The organism is Kribbella sp. NPDC055071 (assembly GCF_053608045.1).
This window is the reverse complement of the sequence record NZ_JBSGUS010000006.1, coordinates 72023-90865: the sequence shown is the minus strand read 5'-3', so window position 1 is coordinate 90865 and position 18843 is coordinate 72023. Positions and strand designations below refer to the sequence as shown.

At 67.2% G+C, this 18843-nt stretch carries 19 protein-coding genes; 11 read left to right on the top strand and 8 right to left on the bottom strand.

Features of this window, described 5'->3' with window-relative positions:
- Positions 1 to 475: 475 nt before the first annotated feature.
- On the bottom strand, positions 476 to 2116 hold the full coding sequence (locus ACWF4Z_RS12475) for a glycoside hydrolase family 13 protein (protein WP_452243096.1): 1641 nt from the start codon (positions 2114 to 2116) through the stop codon (positions 476 to 478).
- Positions 2117 to 2302: 186 nt separating this feature from the next.
- Here ACWF4Z_RS12475 and sucC point away from each other — a divergent pair, with 186 nt between their 5' ends.
- A complete protein-coding gene (gene sucC, locus ACWF4Z_RS12470; RefSeq protein ID WP_452243095.1) occupies positions 2303 to 3475 on the top strand; it encodes an ADP-forming succinate--CoA ligase subunit beta in 1173 nt (390 codons plus the stop codon).
- Positions 3476 to 3489: 14 nt separating this feature from the next.
- On the top strand, positions 3490 to 4380 hold the full coding sequence (gene sucD, locus ACWF4Z_RS12465; RefSeq protein ID WP_452243094.1) for a succinate--CoA ligase subunit alpha: 891 nt from the start codon (positions 3490 to 3492) through the stop codon (positions 4378 to 4380).
- A gap of 122 nt (positions 4381 to 4502) precedes the next feature.
- On the opposite strand, the gene ACWF4Z_RS12460 is transcribed toward sucD, so the two are convergent.
- Positions 4503 to 5834 (bottom strand): hypothetical protein, encoded by a 1332-nt coding sequence (locus ACWF4Z_RS12460; RefSeq protein ID WP_452243093.1) that lies wholly within the window; start codon positions 5832 to 5834, stop codon positions 4503 to 4505.
- 173 nt (positions 5835 to 6007) lie between these two features.
- Between ACWF4Z_RS12460 and ACWF4Z_RS12455 the strand changes: the two genes are divergently transcribed.
- The 8 genes from ACWF4Z_RS12455 to ACWF4Z_RS12420 all read left to right on the top strand — a co-directional run bounded on the left by ACWF4Z_RS12455 (position 6008) and on the right by ACWF4Z_RS12420 (position 12049).
- Entirely contained in the window at positions 6008 to 7267 is a 1260-nt protein-coding gene (locus ACWF4Z_RS12455; RefSeq protein ID WP_452243092.1) for a cell division protein PerM, read from the top strand.
- 10 nt (positions 7268 to 7277) lie between these two features.
- The gene (purN, locus tag ACWF4Z_RS12450; protein ID WP_452243091.1) at positions 7278 to 7910 is read left to right on the top strand and encodes a phosphoribosylglycinamide formyltransferase; all 633 of its coding nucleotides are present in this window, start codon (positions 7278 to 7280) and stop codon (positions 7908 to 7910) included.
- The gene (purH, locus tag ACWF4Z_RS12445) at positions 7907 to 9466 is read left to right on the top strand and encodes a bifunctional phosphoribosylaminoimidazolecarboxamide formyltransferase/IMP cyclohydrolase (protein ID WP_452243090.1); all 1560 of its coding nucleotides are present in this window, start codon (positions 7907 to 7909) and stop codon (positions 9464 to 9466) included. Before purN ends, purH begins: the two co-directional genes overlap by 4 nt.
- 19 nt (positions 9467 to 9485) lie before the next feature.
- The gene (locus ACWF4Z_RS12440; RefSeq protein ID WP_452243089.1) at positions 9486 to 10232 is read left to right on the top strand and encodes an AAA family ATPase; all 747 of its coding nucleotides are present in this window, start codon (positions 9486 to 9488) and stop codon (positions 10230 to 10232) included.
- A 37-nt stretch (positions 10233 to 10269) separates the two neighbouring features.
- Positions 10270 to 10548: a hypothetical protein gene (locus tag ACWF4Z_RS12435; protein WP_452243088.1), complete on the top strand. Its 279-nt coding sequence runs from the start codon at positions 10270 to 10272 to the stop codon at positions 10546 to 10548.
- The gene (locus ACWF4Z_RS12430) at positions 10549 to 10782 is read left to right on the top strand and encodes a GNAT family N-acetyltransferase (RefSeq protein ID WP_452243087.1); all 234 of its coding nucleotides are present in this window, start codon (positions 10549 to 10551) and stop codon (positions 10780 to 10782) included.
- A gap of 205 nt (positions 10783 to 10987) precedes the next feature.
- Positions 10988 to 11428, top strand: a complete 441-nt coding sequence (locus ACWF4Z_RS12425) for a helix-turn-helix domain-containing protein (RefSeq protein ID WP_452243086.1) — start codon at positions 10988 to 10990, stop codon at positions 11426 to 11428.
- Between the two features lie 24 nt (positions 11429 to 11452).
- Positions 11453 to 12049 (top strand): hypothetical protein, encoded by a 597-nt coding sequence (locus ACWF4Z_RS12420; protein ID WP_452243085.1) that lies wholly within the window; start codon positions 11453 to 11455, stop codon positions 12047 to 12049.
- A 62-nt stretch (positions 12050 to 12111) separates the two neighbouring features.
- Here ACWF4Z_RS12420 and ACWF4Z_RS12415 read toward each other — a convergent pair whose 3' ends face one another.
- From ACWF4Z_RS12415 to ACWF4Z_RS12400, 4 genes are all read right to left on the bottom strand, one after another.
- A complete protein-coding gene (locus tag ACWF4Z_RS12415; RefSeq protein ID WP_452243084.1) occupies positions 12112 to 12567 on the bottom strand; it encodes an N-acetyltransferase family protein in 456 nt (151 codons plus the stop codon).
- A gap of 284 nt (positions 12568 to 12851) precedes the next feature.
- Positions 12852 to 13121, bottom strand: coding sequence for a DUF3017 domain-containing protein (locus ACWF4Z_RS12410; RefSeq protein ID WP_452243083.1), 270 nt, complete (start codon positions 13119 to 13121; stop codon positions 12852 to 12854).
- A gap of 34 nt (positions 13122 to 13155) precedes the next feature.
- The gene (locus ACWF4Z_RS12405; protein WP_452243082.1) at positions 13156 to 14013 is read right to left on the bottom strand and encodes a bifunctional methylenetetrahydrofolate dehydrogenase/methenyltetrahydrofolate cyclohydrolase; all 858 of its coding nucleotides are present in this window, start codon (positions 14011 to 14013) and stop codon (positions 13156 to 13158) included.
- A gap of 210 nt (positions 14014 to 14223) precedes the next feature.
- A complete protein-coding gene (locus ACWF4Z_RS12400) occupies positions 14224 to 16269 on the bottom strand; it encodes a glycosyltransferase family 39 protein (RefSeq protein WP_452243081.1) in 2046 nt (681 codons plus the stop codon).
- 165 nt (positions 16270 to 16434) lie between these two features.
- On the opposite strand from ACWF4Z_RS12400, the gene ACWF4Z_RS12395 reads away from it, so the two are divergent.
- Positions 16435 to 17421 (top strand): pirin family protein, encoded by a 987-nt coding sequence (locus ACWF4Z_RS12395; RefSeq protein ID WP_452243080.1) that lies wholly within the window; start codon positions 16435 to 16437, stop codon positions 17419 to 17421.
- Here the strand turns inward: ACWF4Z_RS12395 and ACWF4Z_RS12390 are convergent.
- Positions 17418 to 17555, bottom strand: coding sequence for a hypothetical protein (locus ACWF4Z_RS12390; protein ID WP_452243079.1), 138 nt, complete (start codon positions 17553 to 17555; stop codon positions 17418 to 17420). The genes ACWF4Z_RS12395 and ACWF4Z_RS12390 overlap by 4 nt on opposite strands.
- Positions 17556 to 18824 carry a glycoside hydrolase family 18 protein gene (locus ACWF4Z_RS12385; protein ID WP_452243078.1) on the bottom strand — a complete coding sequence of 423 codons (1269 nt, stop codon included), beginning with the start codon at positions 18822 to 18824 and terminating at the stop codon, positions 17556 to 17558.
- Between the last annotated feature and the right edge of the window lie 19 nt (positions 18825 to 18843).

Sequence of the window (18843 nt, the reverse complement as noted above, 5' to 3'; positions counted from 1 at the left end):
GTCCGGACCGCGGAATCGTGGTGCGGGGAAGGCGGTCCGGGAGGATGTTGTGCTCGGAACGGGAAGAGATCTTCCCGAACCTGGGGTCACGGGCCCGGCGATCGGCAGGCCGATGAGACTGCCCGGATCGCACCGAGCTAGACCAGCCGGGGCTCCACGCCGACCTCCCGGATCCACATCACTCGGCTCAAAGCTCCCCGCGGGAGCCGGCGGACCACAGTTCCTCTGCAAAGGCCTGACCCAACCACAGTCCGCTCGGCGCAGATCAGATGAGCGTGTCCCCGCAGTTCGCGCACCCGCCGCAGGGGCAACAGAACAGGCGCCGCGGAGCGGTATCCGATCAACTGGCTTGAACGCGCGAAACCCGGGCGACCAGTCGTCCGGCTGGCTCCCGGGTCCACTTCCGCAGCTACCGCCTTGGCATTATCAGTATACACACTCAGTTACGAGGGTGTTGTGGTTCTTGCATCGCGGCTCAGACGGCTAGCCAGGTGGTGGTGTTTGGGGGGAGTTGGTTGGTGGGGGTCAGGGGTTGGCTGGTGAGGAGGATGGCGGTGTGGGTGGGGAGGGGGACTGGGGCGTCGCCGAGGTTTGTTACGCAGCGGAAGGTGTTGCGGGTGAAGGAGAGGGTGTCGGCGGGGGCGTCTTCGTCCCAGGTGAGGCGGCCTTCGCCCAGGTCTGGGTGGGATTTGCGGATGGCGAGTGCGGCTTTGTAGAGGTTGTGGTGGCTGTTGGCGTCGGCGATTTCGGACTCTGCGGTGAGAGTGGACCAGTCCGCCGGTTGAGGCAGCCAGGGCTGGCCCTCGCCAGGACCGAAGCCGAAGGGCGGCTCGGTGCCGGACCACGGGATGGGTACGCGGCAGCCGTCGCGGCCGCGGACGGTGTGGCCTGAACGCTCCCAGGTCGGGTCGTCGAGGACGTCCTCGGGCAGATCCTCGACCTCGGGCAGTCCGAGCTCATCGCCTTGATACACGTACGCCCCACCAGGCAACGCGAGCTCCAGCAACGCAGCGGCCCGCGCCCGGCGCAGACCGAGCTCAAGATCGGTCGGTACGACGCCTGCCCCTTCCAGCGCATCCCGCTGGTCCCGGCCGTAGCGAGTGCGGTGCCGGATCGTGTCGTGGTTGCTCAGCACCCACGTCGCCGGTGCTCCAACGGCCCACAGGTTCTCGGTCGTGTGGTCGATGACCTCACGCAACTCCTTCGCGTCCCAAGCAGCCCGCAGTACGTCGAAGTTGAACGCGGAATGCAGTTCGTTCGACCGGACGTACTGCGCGAGCCGCTCGGCCGGCGACAACCACGCCTCCGCGACGAACACCCGGGGTCCTTGCGGCGTATCGGCGTACGAATCGGCGATCGCCCGCCACCGCTGGTGGATCGTGTGGACGCCGGGCTGGTCGTAGTACGGGTGCCCGACGTACTTCTCGTGCGTCGGCTCACCGTCCTTGAGCTGTACGTCGGGCAGGGCGGCATCCTTCGCCATCGAGTCGGCCACGTCGATCCGGAAACCGTCGATGCCACGGTCGAACCAGAACCGCAGGATCGAGTCGAACTCCTCGATCACCTTGGGGTTGTCCCAGTTCCAGTCCGGCTGGGAGATGTCGAACAGATGCAGGTACCACTGGCCGTCGTCGATCTGCTGCCACGCGCCGCCACCGAACGCGGCCGGCCAGTTGGTCGGCGGCAGCCCGCCCTCCTTGCCGTCGCGGAACCAGAACAGGTCCCGCTCCGGAGAACCCTTGCCCGCGGCCAGTGCCGCCTTGAACCACGGGTGCTCCCAGGAGCAGTGGTTCGGTACCAGGTCGATCAGGATCCGCAGCCCGAGCGCGTGCGCCTCGGCGATCAGCGCGTCCGCGTCCGCCAGCGTCCCGAACTCGGGATTGATGTCGCGATAGTCGGAGACGTCGTACCCACCGTCGAGCAGCGGGGACGGGTACCAGGGGCTGATCCAGATCGCGTCGACGCCGAGGTCGGCCAGGTACGGCAGCCGGGCGCGGATCCCGTTGACGTCGCCGGTGCCGTCTCCGTCGGCGTCGGCGAAGGAGCGCGGGTACACCTGGTAGACGACGGCGCTACGCCACCAGTCGTCAGCTGGTCTGGTTGCGGAAACAGTCATGCCGACCAGCCTCGCACGGTCACGCCAGGAATCTGTGACGGTCGTCTCAGCGTGTACCCCGACTGTTGCCGGGCCCGGTGAGGTGGCTAGTCTCAGGCCGACGGAACGCGCCGGCGACCGTGCCCTCTTCCGGGACCAGCCCGCCTGCCGCGGCCTACTCGAACAGGCGAGAGAGGGACCACAGTCGTGGACTTGATGGAATACCAGGCGAAGACGGTCTTCGCCAAGCACGGAGTACGGACGACCGTTGGCGAGGTCGTCACGACTCCGGAAGAAGCCCGCGCGGCGGCCGAGAAGATCGGTGGCCGGGTGGTCGTGAAGGCCCAGGTCAAGACCGGCGGCCGCGGCAAGGCCGGCGGCGTCAAGCTGGCCAGCAGCCCGGACGAGGCCGAGGAGAAGGCCCGCGAGATCCTGGGGCTGGACATCAAGGGTCACCTCGTCAAGATCCTGAACATCGTCCCGGCCGCGGCGATCGCGGAGGAGTACTACTTCTCCTTCCTGGTCGACCGGGCCAATCGCAACTACCTCTGCATCGCCTCCGCCGCCGGCGGCATGGAGATCGAGGAGATCGCCCACACCGACCCGACCGCGATCGCGCAGATCTCGATCGACCCGGCCACCGGCGTGAACGAGGCGAAGGCGCGCGAGATCGCGGTCGCCGCGAAGTACCCGGCCGACGTGATCGACGCCGTCGTACCCGAGATCGTCAAGCTGTACGACGTCTTCATCGCCGAGGACGCCTCCCTGGTCGAGGTGAACCCGCTGGTCAAGCTCGAGGACGGCAACGTCGAGGCGCTCGACGGCAAGGTCACGCTGGACGAGAACGCGGACTTCCGGCACCCGGAGCACGCCGAGTTCGAGGACATCTCGGCGGCCGATCCGCTGGAGGCCGCGGCCAAGGCCAAGGGCCTGAACTACGTGAAGCTCGACGGTTCGGTCGGGATCATCGGTAACGGCGCCGGGCTGGTCATGTCGACCCTCGACGTCGTTGCGTACGCCGGTGAGGAGTTCGGTGGCGTCAAGCCGGCCAACTTCCTCGACATCGGTGGTGGCGCGTCGGCCGAGGTGATGGCCAACGGGCTCGAGATCATCATCTCCGACCCGCAGGTCGAGAGCGTGTTCGTCAACGTCTTCGGTGGCATCACCGCCTGTGACGCGGTCGCGAACGGGATCGTGCAGGCGTTCGAGCTGCTGGCGTCGCGCGGCGAGGCCGTGAGCAAGCCGCTGGTCGTCCGGCTGGACGGGAACAACGCCGAGGAGGGACGCCGGATCCTCGACGAGGCGGGCCTCGCCGGTCTGGAGCGGGTCGACACGATGGACGGCGCCGCCAAGCGCGCCGCCGAGCTGGCTGCGAAGTAAGGGATCGCCGAACAATGTCTATCTTCCTCAACAAACACAGCTTGGTCATCGTCCAGGGCATGACCGGCTCCGAGGGCACCAAGCACACCACCCGGATGCTTGCCTCGGGCACCAACATCGTCGGTGGCGTGAACCCGCGCAAGGCGGGGCAGAGCCAGGATTTCGACGGTAAGGCGATCGCGGTCTTCGGGACCGTCGCGGACGCCGTCAAGGAGACCGGGGCGGACGTATCGGTCATCTTCGTGCCGCCGAAGTTCACCAAGGACGCGGTGCTGGAGGCGATCGACGCCGCCGTACCGCTGGTCGTGGTGATCACCGAGGGCGTACCGGTGCACGACACCGCCGCGTTCTTCGCCGCCGCGCAGGCCTCCGGCACGACCCGGATCATCGGGCCGAACTGCCCGGGCATCATCACGCCGGGCGAGTCCAACGCCGGCATCATCCCGGCCAGCATCGCCGGGCCGGGCCGGATCGGTCTGGTGTCGAAGTCGGGCACGCTGACGTACCAGATGATGTACGAGCTGAGCGACTTCGGCTTCTCGAGCGCGATCGGCATCGGCGGCGACCCGATCATCGGTACGACGCACATCGACGCGCTCGCGGCGTTCGAGGCCGACCCCGGCACCGACGCGATCGTGATGATCGGTGAGATCGGTGGTGACGCCGAGGAGCGTGCGGCGGCGTTCATCAAGGACAACGTCACCAAGCCGGTCGTCGGCTACGTGGCCGGCTTCACCGCTCCCGAGGGCAAGACGATGGGCCACGCCGGCGCCATCGTCTCCGGTTCGTCGGGGACGGCGGCCGCCAAGAAGGAGGCCCTCGAGGCCGTCGGCGTCAAGGTCGGCAAAACGCCCACCGAGACCGCCAACCTGATGCGCGAAATCATGCAGAACCTGAGCAAGTAGTACAGACACCAGAAAGCGGGACCCACCGGCGGTGGGTCCCGCTTTCTGCTTTTCGTACGTCGTTAGCCTGCGCGGCTGCTCGGGTGCGGATCACCCATCCATCCCCCCAGCGAAGCGAGGGGCTATTTGTAGGTGGTTGCTCGCTCGGCTGCTCTGGTGAGGGTTTGGTTGAACGCACTGTCGGTGATGTCCAGGTCTTCGAGGACCGGAAAGAGCAGATAGACCGACTGGGTGCCGACCGAGGCGATGCCGATGCGGTAGGTGAACTTCTTGCCGCCGCCGGTGTCGTAGGTCGCCCGCCAGGTCTCGCCCTTGATCGACGTGGTCGAGATCGTTCCGGTCGATTTCACCTTCGCGTTCGAGACCGCCTTCTGACATCCGTCGACGTTCTTCCGGATCCCGGCCACGAAGCTGCTTGCCGCATTCACCGACGCGAACTTCGCCACCGTGTCGTCGAGACCGAACTCCGTCGCGACCCCGGCATCCGGCGTCACATACGTGAACGTCGAGGCCTTCGACCACTTCGGTTTCTTGATCTCGATCCTCTCGCAGCCCGTTCCGACACCGGTCTGCGCGGCAACCGCCACCCACGGCTTCTGGATCTTGGTCAGCGTCGGCAGGTCGACCGCCGCCATGAACCCGGGCGAATCGGCGTACGGCATCAGACTGACCGCGGCCGTCGCGGCGCCACTGCCACACCCGCCGGACTGCGCACAGATCTTCTTCACCCCCGCCGCGGCCGTCGCCAGCACGGCGTCCGGCTTGGGCGGTGCCGCGCTCAGAGTGTCGTGCTCGGTCACGATCGTGGCCTGGCCGGCCAGCGAGACCGCAACCGTCTTGTACCGCGTCTTCGCGCCGGCCGGCTGGGCATACACCGCGATCACACCGCGGTCGCCGACGCCGTTCGTGGCGTAGCTCGTGGTCAGCTGGGTCTGCGGGACCGTGCACGAGCTCAGCCAGCCGACGATCGAGGTGTAAGCCTTGCCCGCGGCGGTCTTGTCGTTCGAGACCTCGACGTACTGAACGGCGGTGTCCTTGGTGGCCGAGTTCTGAAAGGTCCGGACCCACGTGCGCAGACCGGACGGATCGGCGAATCGCTGCGACTGACAGAGGAAGGACTTCTCCGGTCCGTCGCTGCCCTCGGACGTCCCGGTGACTGTCCAGGCGCCGGTCGCGCCGAGGAGCTTCGCGCCGGCGACGTCGAGCAGTGCCTTGTCGTCGGCGAGCACCTTGGAGTCGCTCGACTTGTCGTCGGAGGGCCCGTTGCCGGCTTTCGAACCGGGCGACTTGTCGCCGCCGAAGGCGTTCAGCGCGGCGACCCCGCCGCCACCGACCAGCACGACAACCGCTATCCCGGCGGCGATCGTCTGGTTCCGCTTGCGCGCCTTCTGCCGGCGCGCCTCCCGGGCAGCGGCACGACCGCCGCCGCGTGGTGCGCGGTGGGAACCGGCCAAAGCTCGACCTCCTGACTGATTCCACCCGACAGTACCCGGTGAACCTTCGCTGCCCACAAACAGCTACCCCCACGTGAAAACGTGCGGACCCTGCGTGAGTAAGCGCGCTGAAGTCTTCCATATCCGGCGTGTCAGAACGAGTGGTGTCTCGCGACGGGTGACGATGGAGGCAGATGACCGACATGCTGAGCCGTCCGGGCGCCCGGGACGGTGCACAGAACCCGCCCGGGTCCGGCCCGCCGGAGGTCACTGCCGCCCCGACCAAGCCCGTGGTCGTCGCCGCCGTGATCTCAGCCGGGGCATGCCTGCTGACGGGTCTTCTGACGTGTGCGGCGGTCGCTGTGATCGGTTGGCTCGCTGCGACCTTCGGTGGTGCGTCCGGAGCGATCCGCGCGGGCGCATCGGCGTGGCTGGTCGCTCACAAGGCCGGTGTGACGCTCAACGGCGGTTCTCTCACGGTCGCGCCGCTCGGTCTCACGCTGTTCTTCGCGTGGTGCCTCTATCGCGGTGGTAAGTCTGCCGCGCGCAGTAGCGGCGCTGACCGTGCCCGAGACCTCATTCTGCTCTCCGGACTATTTGCGGTCGTCTATGGCCTCGGTGGGCTCGTGGTGGCGTTGCTGACGGCGGATGGCGGGCTCAAGGTCTCTGCGCTGTCCGCATTCCTCGGCGCGGCGTTACTTGCGTTCGTCGCGGGGACTGTCGGCGTACTGGTCGAGTCCGGTGCTGCGCAGGACATCGCCGACGCGACTCCCACCGGGCTGCGGGACGCCGTTCCCGCCGCGGTGGCCGCCGTGATGACCATCATCGGGATCGCATCGATCCTGTACGGCGTTCTGCTCGCGATCCACTTCTCCCGCATCACCGGGATGCTCGAGCTCCTGGACGCCGGGGTGATCGGGTCGGTGGTGCTGTTCGCCATCTGCCTGATGCTGGTGCCGAACCTGATCCTGTACGTCGTTTCCTTCCTCGCCGGACCCGGATTCCAGCTGGGAGTGGGGACGTCGATCGCCCCGACCGGCGTGGATGTCGGGAACCTGCCTGCGCTGCCGCTCTTGGCCGCAGTACCTGCAGATGGCGCGACTCCGTCGTACCTGCTCGTTCTGACCGCTGTGGTGCCGCTGGCGGCCGGAGTGGTCGCGGGACTCGTGGTGGCGCGGCGTGGGCTGGTGGACCGGGACGCTGAGGCGCTCGGGTGGGATGCGTTCGCTCTGCGGGGTGGGATCGCCGCACTGCTCGCCGGACTCATGCTTTACCTGCTCATGGCGTTGTCGGGTGGCTCGGCCGGACCAGGGCGGATGGCCGTGGTCGGGATCCCGAGTGCGCTGCCGGCGGCCGGCGTACTGGCTGCGGGGATGGCGATCGGGGCCTCGATCACGGCCGCGATCATCGCCTCCCGCCGACCGGCTGACGTTGAGGCGGACCCTGAGCGATAGGGTTTGGCGCGTGACAGACCCCGTTGCGCCCACTCCCGAGCCGGCGCGCCTCGTCGTGCTCGTGTCCGGATCGGGGTCCAATCTGCAGGCCCTGCTGGATGCGTGCGCGGATCCGGCGTACGGCGCTCAGGTCGTCGCTGTGGGCGCGGACCGGGACGGGATCGCCGGGCTGGACCGCGCCGAGACCGCCGGTGTGCCGAGTTTCGTGCACAAGGTGAAGGACTACGCCGAGCGGGCCGACTGGGATCGCGCGCTGACCACGTCCGTCGCGTCGTACAAGCCTGATCTGGTCGTGTCGGCCGGGTTCCTGAAGCTGGTCGGCGACGACTTCCTCGAAGCCTTCGGCGATCGCTACATCAACACGCACAACGCGCTGCTGCCCGCGTTCCCCGGGATCCACGGACCGCGGGACGCGCTCGCGTACGGCGTGAAGGTGGCCGGGGCCACACTGTTCTTCGTGGACGGTGGCGTCGACACCGGGCCGATCATCGCGCAGGTCGTCGTACCAGTTCTCGACGACGACACCGAAGAAGACTTGACCGAGCGAATCAAGGAGGTCGAACGCCGCCAATTGGTGGAGTGGGTCGGCCGCCTGGTCCGCGAAGGCTGGACCATCACCGGACGAAAGGTTCGACTGAAGTGAGCACCGACCGCAGGCCGATCCGCCGGGCGCTGATCAGCGTCTACGACAAGTCCGGTCTGGAGGAGCTCGCCAAGGCGCTGTCCGAGGCCGGCGTACAGATCGTGTCGACCGGTACCACCGCGGCCCGGATCGCGGCGGCCGGCGTACCGGTGATGAAGGTCGAGGAGCTGACCGGATTCCCGGAGTGCCTGGACGGGCGGGTGAAGACGCTGCACCCGCGGGTGCACGCCGGTCTCCTCGCCGACGTCCGCAAGCCCGAGCACGTGGAGCAGCTGGCCGAGATGCGGGTCGAGCCGTTCGACCTGCTGGTGAGCAACCTGTACCCGTTCACCGAGACCGTCGCGTCGGGCGCCTCGGTCGACGAGTGCATCGAGCAGATCGACATCGGCGGCCCGTCGATGGTTCGCGGCGCCGCCAAGAACCACGCGAACGTCGCGGTCGTCGTCTCGCCGAACCGGTACACCGAGATCTTCGACGCGATCGAGGAGGGCGGCTTCTCGCTCGAGCAGCGACGTCAGCTGGCCGTCGACGCGTTCGTCCACACCGCCGAGTACGACGTCGCGGTCGCATCCTGGATGGGCAGCAACCTCACGGACACCTCCGAGGGCAGCGGCTTTCCCGCGTGGGTCGGTTCGGCCTGGGACAAGGCGACCGTGCTCCGGTACGGCGAGAACCCGCACCAGCCCGCCGCGCTGTACCTCAACGGCTCCGGCGGTCTCGCGGGTGCTGAGCAGCTGCACGGCAAGGAGATGTCGTACAACAACTACGTCGACGCCGACGCTGCTCGTCGTACGGCGTACGACTTCAGCGACCCCGCGGTCGCGATCATCAAGCACGCGAACCCGTGCGGCATCGCCGTCGGCAAGGACATCGCCGAGGCGCACCGACGGGCGCACGAATGCGACCCGGTCTCGGCGTACGGCGGAGTGATCGCCACCAACGCGCCCGTGTCGGTCGAGATGGCCAAGCAGGTCGCCGAGATCTTCACCGAGGTGCTGGTGGCGCCGGCGTTCGAGGACGGCGCGGCCGAGATCCTGCAGGCGAAGAAGAACATCCGACTCCTCGTCGCGCCGCCATTCAGCCGCTCCGAAGTGGTCGAGATGCGCGCGATCAGCGGCGGTCTGCTGCTGCAGCACCGCGACCGCTTCCAAGCACCGGGCGACGATCCGGCCGCCTGGAAGCTCGCGGCTGGTGCACCGGCAACGCCTGAGGTGCTGGCCGACCTCACCTTCGCGTGGCGGGCGTGCCGCGCGGTCAAGTCGAACGCGATCCTGCTGGCTTCGGACGGCGCCTCGGTTGGTGTCGGGATGGGGCAAGTCAACCGCGTCGACTCCTGCCGGTTGGCTGTGTCTCGGGCTGGGGAGCGTGCGGTCGGGTCCGTGGCCGCGTCCGACGCCTTCTTCCCGTTCCCGGACGGTCTCGAGGTTCTGATCGAGGGCGGCGTCAAGGCAGTCGTCCAGCCCGGCGGTTCGATCCGAGACGAAGCCGCCATCGAAGCCGCCACCAAGGCCGGCATCACCATGTACTTCACAGGAACGCGGCACTTCTTCCACTAGAACTGGGTGTGGTGATGGGGTGGATGTGGTCCACCCGCTTGCGGCGCGGCTGCTATCGCCGTGCGGGGCGATCGTCGACCTGTGGCGTCGGATGCCGATCGGCCAGTTCTCCGGGGCTCGTGCGAATTTGGTTGCCGGTACGACGGACCGTCTGGGACTGTTGGCCACCATGAGGTTGCTTCTGATCATCGGACCACCGGCCGTCGGGAAAATGACGGTAGGACGAGAGATCGCTGCCCGGAGTGACTTCAGGTTGTTTCACAACCACCACACCATTGAGCCGCTGATGGAGGTCTTCGGCTACGGCACCGAGCCGTTCAACGTCTTGAACGTCGAGTTCCGGCGGCGGGTGATCGAAGAGGCAGTGCGTAACAGCGTGGATCTGATCTTCACCCTCGTCTGGGACCTGCAGGACCCGGCTGACACTGCCTACGTCGAACAACTCGTCGCGCCGGTCGAGGAGGCCGGCGGCGAGGTGTGCGTGCTCGAGCTGACGGCTGATCTTGCAACGCGCCTGGTGCGCAACCGGGGCGAATCGCGGCTGGCTGCCAAACCGAGCAAGCGGAATACGGAATGGTCCGACGGCAACGTGCGAAGCTTGGAAATCCATCAACTGAGTACGGACCCGACGGGTTCCACGCCGACCCCGGCCGACGAGTTCCTCACCCGGCACCGCCATCTTCGCCTCGACACCCGGAACCTGACACCCGCCGAGGTCGCCCCACTCGCCCTCACCTGGCTCCACCAGAAACCAGACTCTTCCTAGATCGATCGCCAGGCAAACGGTGTGCGAGGCTGAGCCGATGAGCGACGCAACCATCCGCCGCGCAACCGTCAACGACGCATTCGTGTTGGCGCAGATGCGCCTTGACTTCAAGAGAGAAGACAACGACGGGGCGGAGACGCCGGTGTCGGATGAGTCCTCCGTGGATGAAGCCGGCCGGTGGATCGAGGGGCGACTGCAGAACGGGACCTGGCTGGCTTGGATTGCCGAGGTGGATGGCCGCATGTGTGGGCAGGTGTTCCTGCACGTCATTGAGAAAGTGCCCGGCCCTTATCCGGGACCCTGCCTGCTGGGCTAGGTGACGAACGTCTTCGTTGACCCAGCGCATCGCGGCAGCGGCCTCGGCGGCCGACTGCTGGACGCGCTTCGTGCACACGCGCGCGCCGAAAGGTTCGACACGCTGGTGGTATGTCCCTCGGAACGCAGTGCGTTTCTGTATCGGCGCCATGGATTCGCGTTGCCCAGGTGTTGTTGGAGCTCCCCCTCCAGATCGACCAGTCCCGAGACGGCGCCGGTTGACGAAGTGGGCTGACCTGTCGAGTTGCTCGAGGACCGCGGGTGGGGCAACGCGAACGCGCTGGAGCCCGACGCTCATGCGGCGTTCGGACTACCCCCCCGGACGCACTTGTATTTGGAGATCTCGGAGTCTCCGCTGGACGGGGCGCGTGCAATCTCTTTGCGGTTGCAGGTGTAACGTGCTTCACTTGTATCCGTAAGGATCCCTGTTGGAGGTTGAGATGGCTAGTGCACTTGTCAGCCAGGACAAGAGTCTCTTGGTCGAGGCGAAGGAACGGCGCCAAGCCACTGAGCTCTTCGAAGCCCTTGCGGGCCACCCTGAGCGGCTAGCTGTCGAGAATGCTGAGCGGCTGCGCGGGCTTCCTCCGGAGCTGGCCGGCATCCTCGCGACAGTCGTCGAGGTGATGGCTCGGGGCGGGTCAGTCACGATCGGCTCACTGCCGGAGGAATTGACGACAACCGTGGCTGCTGACCAGCTCGGCATCTCACGACCGACGTTGATGAAGATGATCCGGAACGGTGAGATCCCAGCACACCGTAAGGGAAGCCATCACCGGCTCAACCTCAGCGATGTGCAGGCCTTCAGGCGCGCTCGTCTCGAGCGGCAGCGGAAGGCATTCGACGAGCTGCGTGCGCTGGAGGATGAGCTCGACCAGTCGTGACTGGACCCGGGTAGCCTGCCGAGCATGGTTACCCGGGTCTTCGTTGACGCGGACGTTCTGTTCTCCAGGACTCTGCGCGACTGGCTATTTCTCACCAAGCTGGAGTCCGACGGGAGGATGTTTACGGTCGCGACCGGCTTGGACGTCATGGCCGAGGCGACGGCGCGTTACCGCGACCGCCACCCGAAGGCCCGAGGCGGAGTGATCTCGACCATGTTCAAGCGGATCGATGAGAACATCGACGAGCGTGTCGAGGAGTACACGATCGATGAGAGCTTCGTGGGGAACGACGCGGGTGACGCCCATGTCGACGCTGCAGCGAAAGCCTGCAGGGCCGAGGTGCTCCTGACCATCGACGGCGGATGGCACAAGATGACCGACAAGCAGCTCGCCGCCCTGCCCTACGAGCCGCAGCACCCGGACGACTTCTTCTGCATCGCCGAGGCATCGGCGCCCAATGTGATCCAGAAAGTCATCGTGAATCAGATGACGTACTGGTTCCAGAAAGACGGCGCAGTCGATCTTCCGGCAGCGCTCCGCGCCGCCGGATGCCCGGCGTTCGCCGACCGCGTGCGCCAGCGCGTACAAGACATGGATTGCTCTTTCCTGACAGCACGCTAGAACATTCCCAATACAACGACAGTCTGCGGCGTGCAGGTTACGAACGCGCGATCGCCTGACGGTCAAAACCTTCGGCGGTAGGAGACCTGGCGGGTGTTGTCGCGGGTGTTGCCGTCGAGGGTCCAGCCGGTGGCTTCGTAGAAGCGTTGGGCTTGGGGGTAGTTGGCCAGCGTCCAGAGGATCGCCTCTGGGTATTCGGCGGCGAGCGCCTCGATTGCTGTGTGCATCAGGGCGCGTCCAACCCCACTGCGCCAGTACGCCGGGTCCACCGCGATGGTGTCCAGCTCACCCAGCCCGGGCTGCACCGGATCCCGGCTCGCTCCGATTCCCACGAGCCCGACCAGGCTCCCGTCGTACTCGGCGACCCACCACCGTCCGCTCGCCAGGTCCCTTGCCCACCGGTCGATCCGACCCTGGTCGACTGCGATGGGTGCCATCAACCCCACGAACCCGGCGTTCCACGACTCCACGTAGATCTCAACAATCCGCAACACGTCCGCCGCCGTAGCAGGTCGCACAGCCCGCAGCACCACGGGTCAGCCAAGCCCAAGACGCTCGTCGCCGAAGCCGGCGACGATCTCGGTCCGGCTGCAGGCAAACCGGTGTGCGTCCACCTCCGTCACCTCGCCCTCCGTTCAAGAACCTTGTTCTTCTTCAGCTTGTCCAACCACCTACCCGTCGCCCGGCAGGTCCCGCGATAGCCGGAAGCCATGAGTCGGCCGGGCGGGGGTGAACCACACCCATCCCATCACCACAGTCCGCCGGGCTCACCGCAGTTCTGCCGCACGCGTGGGGGGATCGGTCAGTTGGGGATTATCAGGCCTAGGACGGCTATGGCTGCGCCTACTAGGAGGAGGAAGGTGATGTCGAAGATGCGGCCGCGGACTCGGAGGAGGCCGGCGGCGGCGTCGGGGAGGGTGGCGCGGAGGAGGCCTGCCAGGACGACGCCGCCGGCGATGATGAGGATGCCGTTGCGCCAGTCGTAGAAGTGCATGACGATCAGGCCGGTGGCGCCGATCAGGAGGGTCAGGATCAGGGGCCACTCGCTGCGGCGCTGGACTTCTCCTGCCATCAGCACGTCACGCTCTTCTTCGTGGCTACGTGGCTCATCCGGCCAGGGCCGCTTCGGCGGCTTCGACGACGTTGGTGAGGAGCATGGCTCGGGTCATCGGGCCGATGCCGCCGGGCATGGGGGCGATCCACGCTGCCTTCTCGCGGGCGGCGGGGTCGATGTCGCCGACGATCTTGCCCTCGGCGTTGCGGCTGGTGCCGACGTCCAGGAGAACGGCGCCGGGCTTCACCATGTCGGCGGTGATCAGACCGGCCGAACCAGCCGCAGCGATCACGATGTCGCCGGTGCGGACTACCGCGGCGAGGTCCGTCGTACCGGTGTGGCATTGGGTGACGGTCGCGTTCTCGCTCCGCCGGGTGAACAGCAGACCCATCGGCCGGCCCGCCGTCACGCCGCGGCCGACGACGACCACGTGAGCTCCGGCGATCGGTACGTCGTACCGCCGCAGGATCTCGACGCAGCCCTTCGGCGTGCAGGGCAGGGGGCCGTCCTGGCCGAGGACGAGCTTGCCGAGGCTGTACGGGTGCAGGCCGTCGGCGTCCTTGTCGGGGTCGATCAGACCGAGGATCGTGTTCGTGTCGACGTGCTTGGGGAGCGGGAGTTGGACGATGAAGCCGGTGCAGTCCGGGTTCTCGTTGAGCTCCATCACCTTCGCGGCGATCTCGTCCTGGGTCGCGGTGTCGGGCAGCTCGACCTGGATCGACGCGATCCCGACCGCCGCGCAGTCGCGGTGCTTGCCGGCCACGTACGCCCGGCTGCCCGGGTCGTCCCCGACCAGAATCGTCCCGAGCCCGGGCACCACACCTTGCTCGGCCAGCTTCGCGACCCGGACCTTCAGCTCGTCCTTGATCGCCGCCGCCGTCGCCTTGCCATCCAGAATCTGCGCCGTCACAACGCCTGAGTCTGCCATGTGCCACCGCACGCCGGACCTCCGCCACTGACCAACCCCGCTCCGGCGACGGACGCCGAGCGTGAACCGGCTGGTCGGGCCAGGTTGGTGAGTGGCGGAGGTCCGGATCTCCAGGCCATCACAATCGGCGCGTCGGCTAACTCCCAGGCGTGGGCGTGGCCGAGGCGGACGATTGTGATGGCCTGGAGATCGTCAGGTCGTCAGCTTGTAGACCGTGGTGCTGCCGACGGTCGTGGCGGTGTAGTTGGCGGTGACCCAGGCCTGGATCTCCGACGCTGCCGAGGAGCCGCCGCCGCGACTGCCGCCTTGGCCGCCGCTGATGTAGTACGAGATCTTGCCCTCGGCAACCCACTGCTTGAACTGGGCCAACGTCGGCGCGTCGTCACTCCCGCTGAACCCGCCGATCGCGATCACAGCCTTTCCGGTAGCGAGCTCGAGCGAGGCCGCCGACTGCGACCCGCTCGTCGCGGCCGCCCAAGCCGTCGTGGTCTTGCCCAGCAGGTCAGTCAACTCACTACTAGCAGCAGCGTCAGCACCCATCCGACCCGCGCCCGCCTCACCCGCCCCCGGCGCCGACCCCGACTCCGAACCAGAGGTCGAGCCCGAGGTTGAACCAGAGCCCGGCGCTGACCCCTGCGTGGTCCCCGAGCGGCCAGGCGGCGTCCCGCCACCCGGTCCACCGTCCTGCCCGCCGCCGAAACCGCCGCCGAAGCCACCCCGCGCCCCGCCCCCGCCGCCCATCGCGCTGGTGCTCGGCCCCGACGTCGGGATCGCCCCGGTATGCGCCTGCGACGCCGTCGATACCGCGTACGCCGTACTCCCGAGCCCAAGCGACACCACCACCGCCAACACCACACCGGGCAACAACGTCCGCACGAAACGTCCACCAAGGACGAGTGCAGCACCGACCACGCCAGCGACCAGTACGACGTACTTCGCCCAAGGCACGAAGTCCGCCGTACGCCCGAGCAACACGTAGTCCCAGCCGCCGGTCGCCAGCACCATCGCCGCCAGCGTCCCCCGACCAGCCCATGACGTCCGCCGCTGCCAAGCCAGCCGAACACCCATCGCCACCAGCCCGGCGATCGCCGGCGCCAGAGCGACCGCGTAGTACGGGTGAATGGTCCCGCTCATGAAGCTGAACACCGCCGCGGTCACAATCAACCAACCGCCCCACAGCACGAACCCGGCCCGCGTGAGGTCCGTCCGCGGCGCCCGGCGCGTCAACCACAGCCCGCCGACCAGCGCGATCAATGCCGCCGGCAACAACCACGAGATCTCCGTACCGAAGGTGTCACCGAACATCCGCGTGATGCCGGTGCTCCCACCAAACCCCGTGTTCCCACCGCCACCTCCGCCACCACGGTTGCCGTCCCCGCCGAGCAACCGGCCGAGCCCGTTGTAGCCGAGGGCAAGCTCCAGCAGCGAATTGTTGGTCGACCCACCGATATACGGTCGACTCGAGGCCGGCCACAGCTCAACGAGAGCGACATACCACCCGGCGCTCACGATCACGGCACCCAGCGCCCCGAGCAGATGCACGAACCGCCGCCGCAACGACGTCGGCGCTGCGATCAAATACACCAGCGCGAACGCCGGCAACACCAGGAACCCCTGCATCATCTTGGTCAGGAACGCGAACCCGATCGCCACTCCCGCCAACGCCAGCCAACGCCACGACGCCTTCTCCAGCGAGCGAACGACGAAGTACGCCGCCACCACCATGAGCAGAACGAGCAACGCATCAGGATTGTTGAACCGGAACATCAGTACGGCGACCGGCGTCAAGGCCAACGCGGTCCCGGCCAGCAAGCCCGCGCCCGGACCCGAGACACGCTTGACCGTCAGGTAAAGGATGCCAACGGCAACTATCCCCATCAGCGCCTGCGGAGCGAGCACGGTGAAGCTGTTGAACCCGAAGATCCGCGCGAACGCCGTCGACACCCACAACGCGCCCGGTGGTTTGTCGACGGTGATCACGTTCCCCGCGTCGAGCGACCCGAACAGCCACGCCTTCCAGCTCTGCGTCCCGGCGAGCTCCGCGGCCGCATAGAAACTGTTGCCGTAGCCGGAGGCGGTCAGGTTCCACAGATACAGGAACGCGGTGCCGATCAGGAGCGAGACAGCCGTCGGCCGGACGTACGCCGCCTGCTCGGCAGGCCCACGCACCAGCCTCCGAAGCCACCCCGCAGCATGGTCCGAATCGGTCGTCAATGGTCGGTCGAGCGTCGTCGTCATCAGTGGTCTCCAGTCCCGTCGGGTCATCCACTGCAACGGTGACAAGCGGCCCTCCCACCACCCTGGGCAGAGCCTGGGAGGTTCCTGGGAGCCGGGAATGCGTCCACTCTTGCCGGGGTTGAGCCAGGTAGTTTATTCTTGAACTACCTAACCGAGGAGATCACCATGCCTGCCGTGACCGTCAGTGACATCACCGTGCTGCCCCGGGTGCATGAGCCCGACCCGGCCGTCGTGCGCGAGCGGGCGGTTCGGTCGGTGACTTCGGCGCCCAGCGGGTTCGAGGGCGAGGGATTCCCGGTACGGCGAGCCTTCGCCGGCGTGGATCTCCGTGACCTGGATCCGTTCATCCACATGGATCAGATGGGCGAGGTCGAGTACGCGCCGGGCGAGCCCAAGGGCACGCCGTGGCATCCGCATCGCGGGTTCGAGACCGTGACGTACATGCTCGACGGGATCATGGAGCACCAGGACTCCAACGGTGGCGGCGGTGTGATCAGCAACGGCGACACCCAGTGGATGACCGCTGGATCCGGGCTCTTGCACATCGAAACGCCGCCGGAGCAGCTCGTGCTGAGTGGCGGTCTGTTCCACGGCATCCAGCTCTGGGTCAACCTGCCGCAAGCGCAGAAGTGGGCAGCCCCGCGCTACCAGGACATCCGCGGTGGTGACTCAGCCCTGCTGTCGACTGCCGACGGTGGTGCGCTGATCCGGATCATCGCCGGCGAGGTCGACGGTCACAGCGGCCCTGGCTCGACCCACACACCGATCACCTTGGTGCACGCGACCGTCAGCCCGGGCGCCGAGCTCGTGCTGCCGTGGCAGCCGGACTACAACGCGCTCGTCTACGTCCTCGCCGGTCAGGGCACCGTCGGCGCTGCCCGCCGCCCGATCCACAAGGGTCAGCTGGCCGTCTTCGGTCCCGGCGACACGATTCGCACCGCAGCCGGTACGACGCAATCGCAGGCCGAGCCGAATCTCGACGTACTCGTCCTCGGCGGCCGTCCGATCCGCGAGCCGGTCGCCATGGCCGGACCGTTCGTGATGAACACCCGCGCCGAGGTCATCCAGGCGTTCGAAGACTTCCAGGCCGGCAAGCTCGGCACGATCCCCGCCGTCCACGGCGCCCCCACCGACCTCCGCACCACCGACTAACACCTACCGCCGGTCTTGTAGTAGAGGCGGTCTGGGCCGCTGTCGAGTCGTACGACGGTTGCTTCGGAGAATCCGGCGTGGATCGGTTCGGCGCGGGTGGCGCCGAACCGGTCCGTCAGTGCGTCGAGATTCACTCAGTGAAGGTTACGGTGCAACGCTGAGATGAGCTCTCCATTTGCGGTGTCGCCGTCGAGTGACCAGATCATTGCGCCGCCGAGGTCGCGGTGGTCGATGTACTGCGCCTTGCGCTTCATCTCGATCGGGTCGTCCCAGGTCCAGAACGTCGTACCGTCGAAGAGCCAGGCGAATCCGGCCCGGTTGTCCCGGTAGACGGTGAAGTCGCCCGCCTTGGCCTTGAGGTAGCGGTAGTCCTCGGTGCCCGCGTCGAACGTCGACGGCGCCGCGCCGGTTGAGGGCTGGAAGAGACCGTGATTCTGGTCCGTCACTCCGGTCCAGCCATGTGAGTAGAACGGCACTCCCATGACGAGCTTGCTGCGGGGCGCACCGCGGGAGAGGTACGAATCGATCGTCACCTGCGAGCTGAACTCCGGTGTGGTCGGATCGCCCTTCGGCCCGTCGATCGCGGACTGCTGGTTCGTGAGCGGCTCCCACGGACCGTGGTAGTCGTAGCCCTGCGTCGTACCGAAGGTCAGGTCCTTGAAGAGCTTCTTGACCTCGAAGCCCTTGTCGATCATGGTCGGGTTCGCCGGCAGGAACGCGGTCAGCGTGTAGTGATCGCGCCAGGACAGCCGATCCAACTGCTGGCGGTACTCGTGCACGAGCGCGGTGAAGTTCTGCTTGTCCTCCGGCCGGATGACGTTGCCCGGGTTGCCTTCGCTGGCAGGCCATTCCCAGTCGAGGTCGACCCCGTCGAAGATCCCCTTCGCCGCACCCGCCGGGAGGCCGGGCAGGTTGCCCTTCAGCCACAGGTCCAGGCAGGACTTCACGTGCGCGGCCCGCGACGCCGGCGTGAGCGCCGCGTCGGAGAAGTGGGCCGATCCGGTCCAGCCGCCGAGCGAGATGCTGATGTGCAACCTCGGGTACTTCTGCTTCAACTGCTTGAGTTGATTGAGATTGCCGTTGAGGACCTGACCGGGCGCGTCGGCGATACCGCTGACGCTCTGCTCGGCACTGAACGGCCGCTGGTAGTCGGCCCACGCGTCGCTGCTGGTGCAGTTCCCCTGGGCGTCGACGAACCCGAACGCGTAGTTGATGTGAGTCAGCTTGGCAGCCGACCCGTTCTTGACCAGGTCGCTGACCAGGAAGTTCCGGGCGTACCCACTCCAGTTCGTGTAGTACCCCACCACTCGTTTGCCGCTGTCGTGTGCCTCGGCCGGTACGGCGAAGACCCCCGCCGACACCAGCGCGGCCGACACCAGCAGCCCCAAACTCCGACGCTTCATTTCCAACCCCCATCGGACG

What these genes read in the sequence shown, in the direction of transcription:
- sucD (WP_452243094.1), top strand. Translation starts at nt 3,490, where the DNA reads ATGTCTATCTTCCTCAACAAACACAGCTTGGTCATCGTCCAGGGCATG.
- ACWF4Z_RS12395 (WP_452243080.1), top strand. Translation starts at nt 16,435, where the DNA reads ATGCCTGCCGTGACCGTCAGTGACATCACCGTGCTGCCCCGGGTGCAT.
- ACWF4Z_RS12385 (WP_452243078.1), bottom strand. Translation starts at nt 18,824, where the DNA reads ATGAAGCGTCGGAGTTTGGGGCTGCTGGTGTCGGCCGCGCTGGTGTCG.
- ACWF4Z_RS12400 (WP_452243081.1), bottom strand. Translation starts at nt 16,269, where the DNA reads ATGACGACGACGCTCGACCGACCATTGACGACCGATTCGGACCATGCT.
- ACWF4Z_RS12410 (WP_452243083.1), bottom strand. Translation starts at nt 13,121, where the DNA reads ATGGCAGGAGAAGTCCAGCGCCGCAGCGAGTGGCCCCTGATCCTGACC.
- ACWF4Z_RS12435 (WP_452243088.1), top strand. Translation starts at nt 10,270, where the DNA reads ATGAGCGACGCAACCATCCGCCGCGCAACCGTCAACGACGCATTCGTG.
- ACWF4Z_RS12425 (WP_452243086.1), top strand. Translation starts at nt 10,988, where the DNA reads ATGGCTAGTGCACTTGTCAGCCAGGACAAGAGTCTCTTGGTCGAGGCG.
- ACWF4Z_RS12420 (WP_452243085.1), top strand. Translation starts at nt 11,453, where the DNA reads ATGGTTACCCGGGTCTTCGTTGACGCGGACGTTCTGTTCTCCAGGACT.
- ACWF4Z_RS12475 (WP_452243096.1), bottom strand. Translation starts at nt 2,116, where the DNA reads ATGACTGTTTCCGCAACCAGACCAGCTGACGACTGGTGGCGTAGCGCC.
- ACWF4Z_RS12455 (WP_452243092.1), top strand. Translation starts at nt 6,008, where the DNA reads ATGACCGACATGCTGAGCCGTCCGGGCGCCCGGGACGGTGCACAGAAC.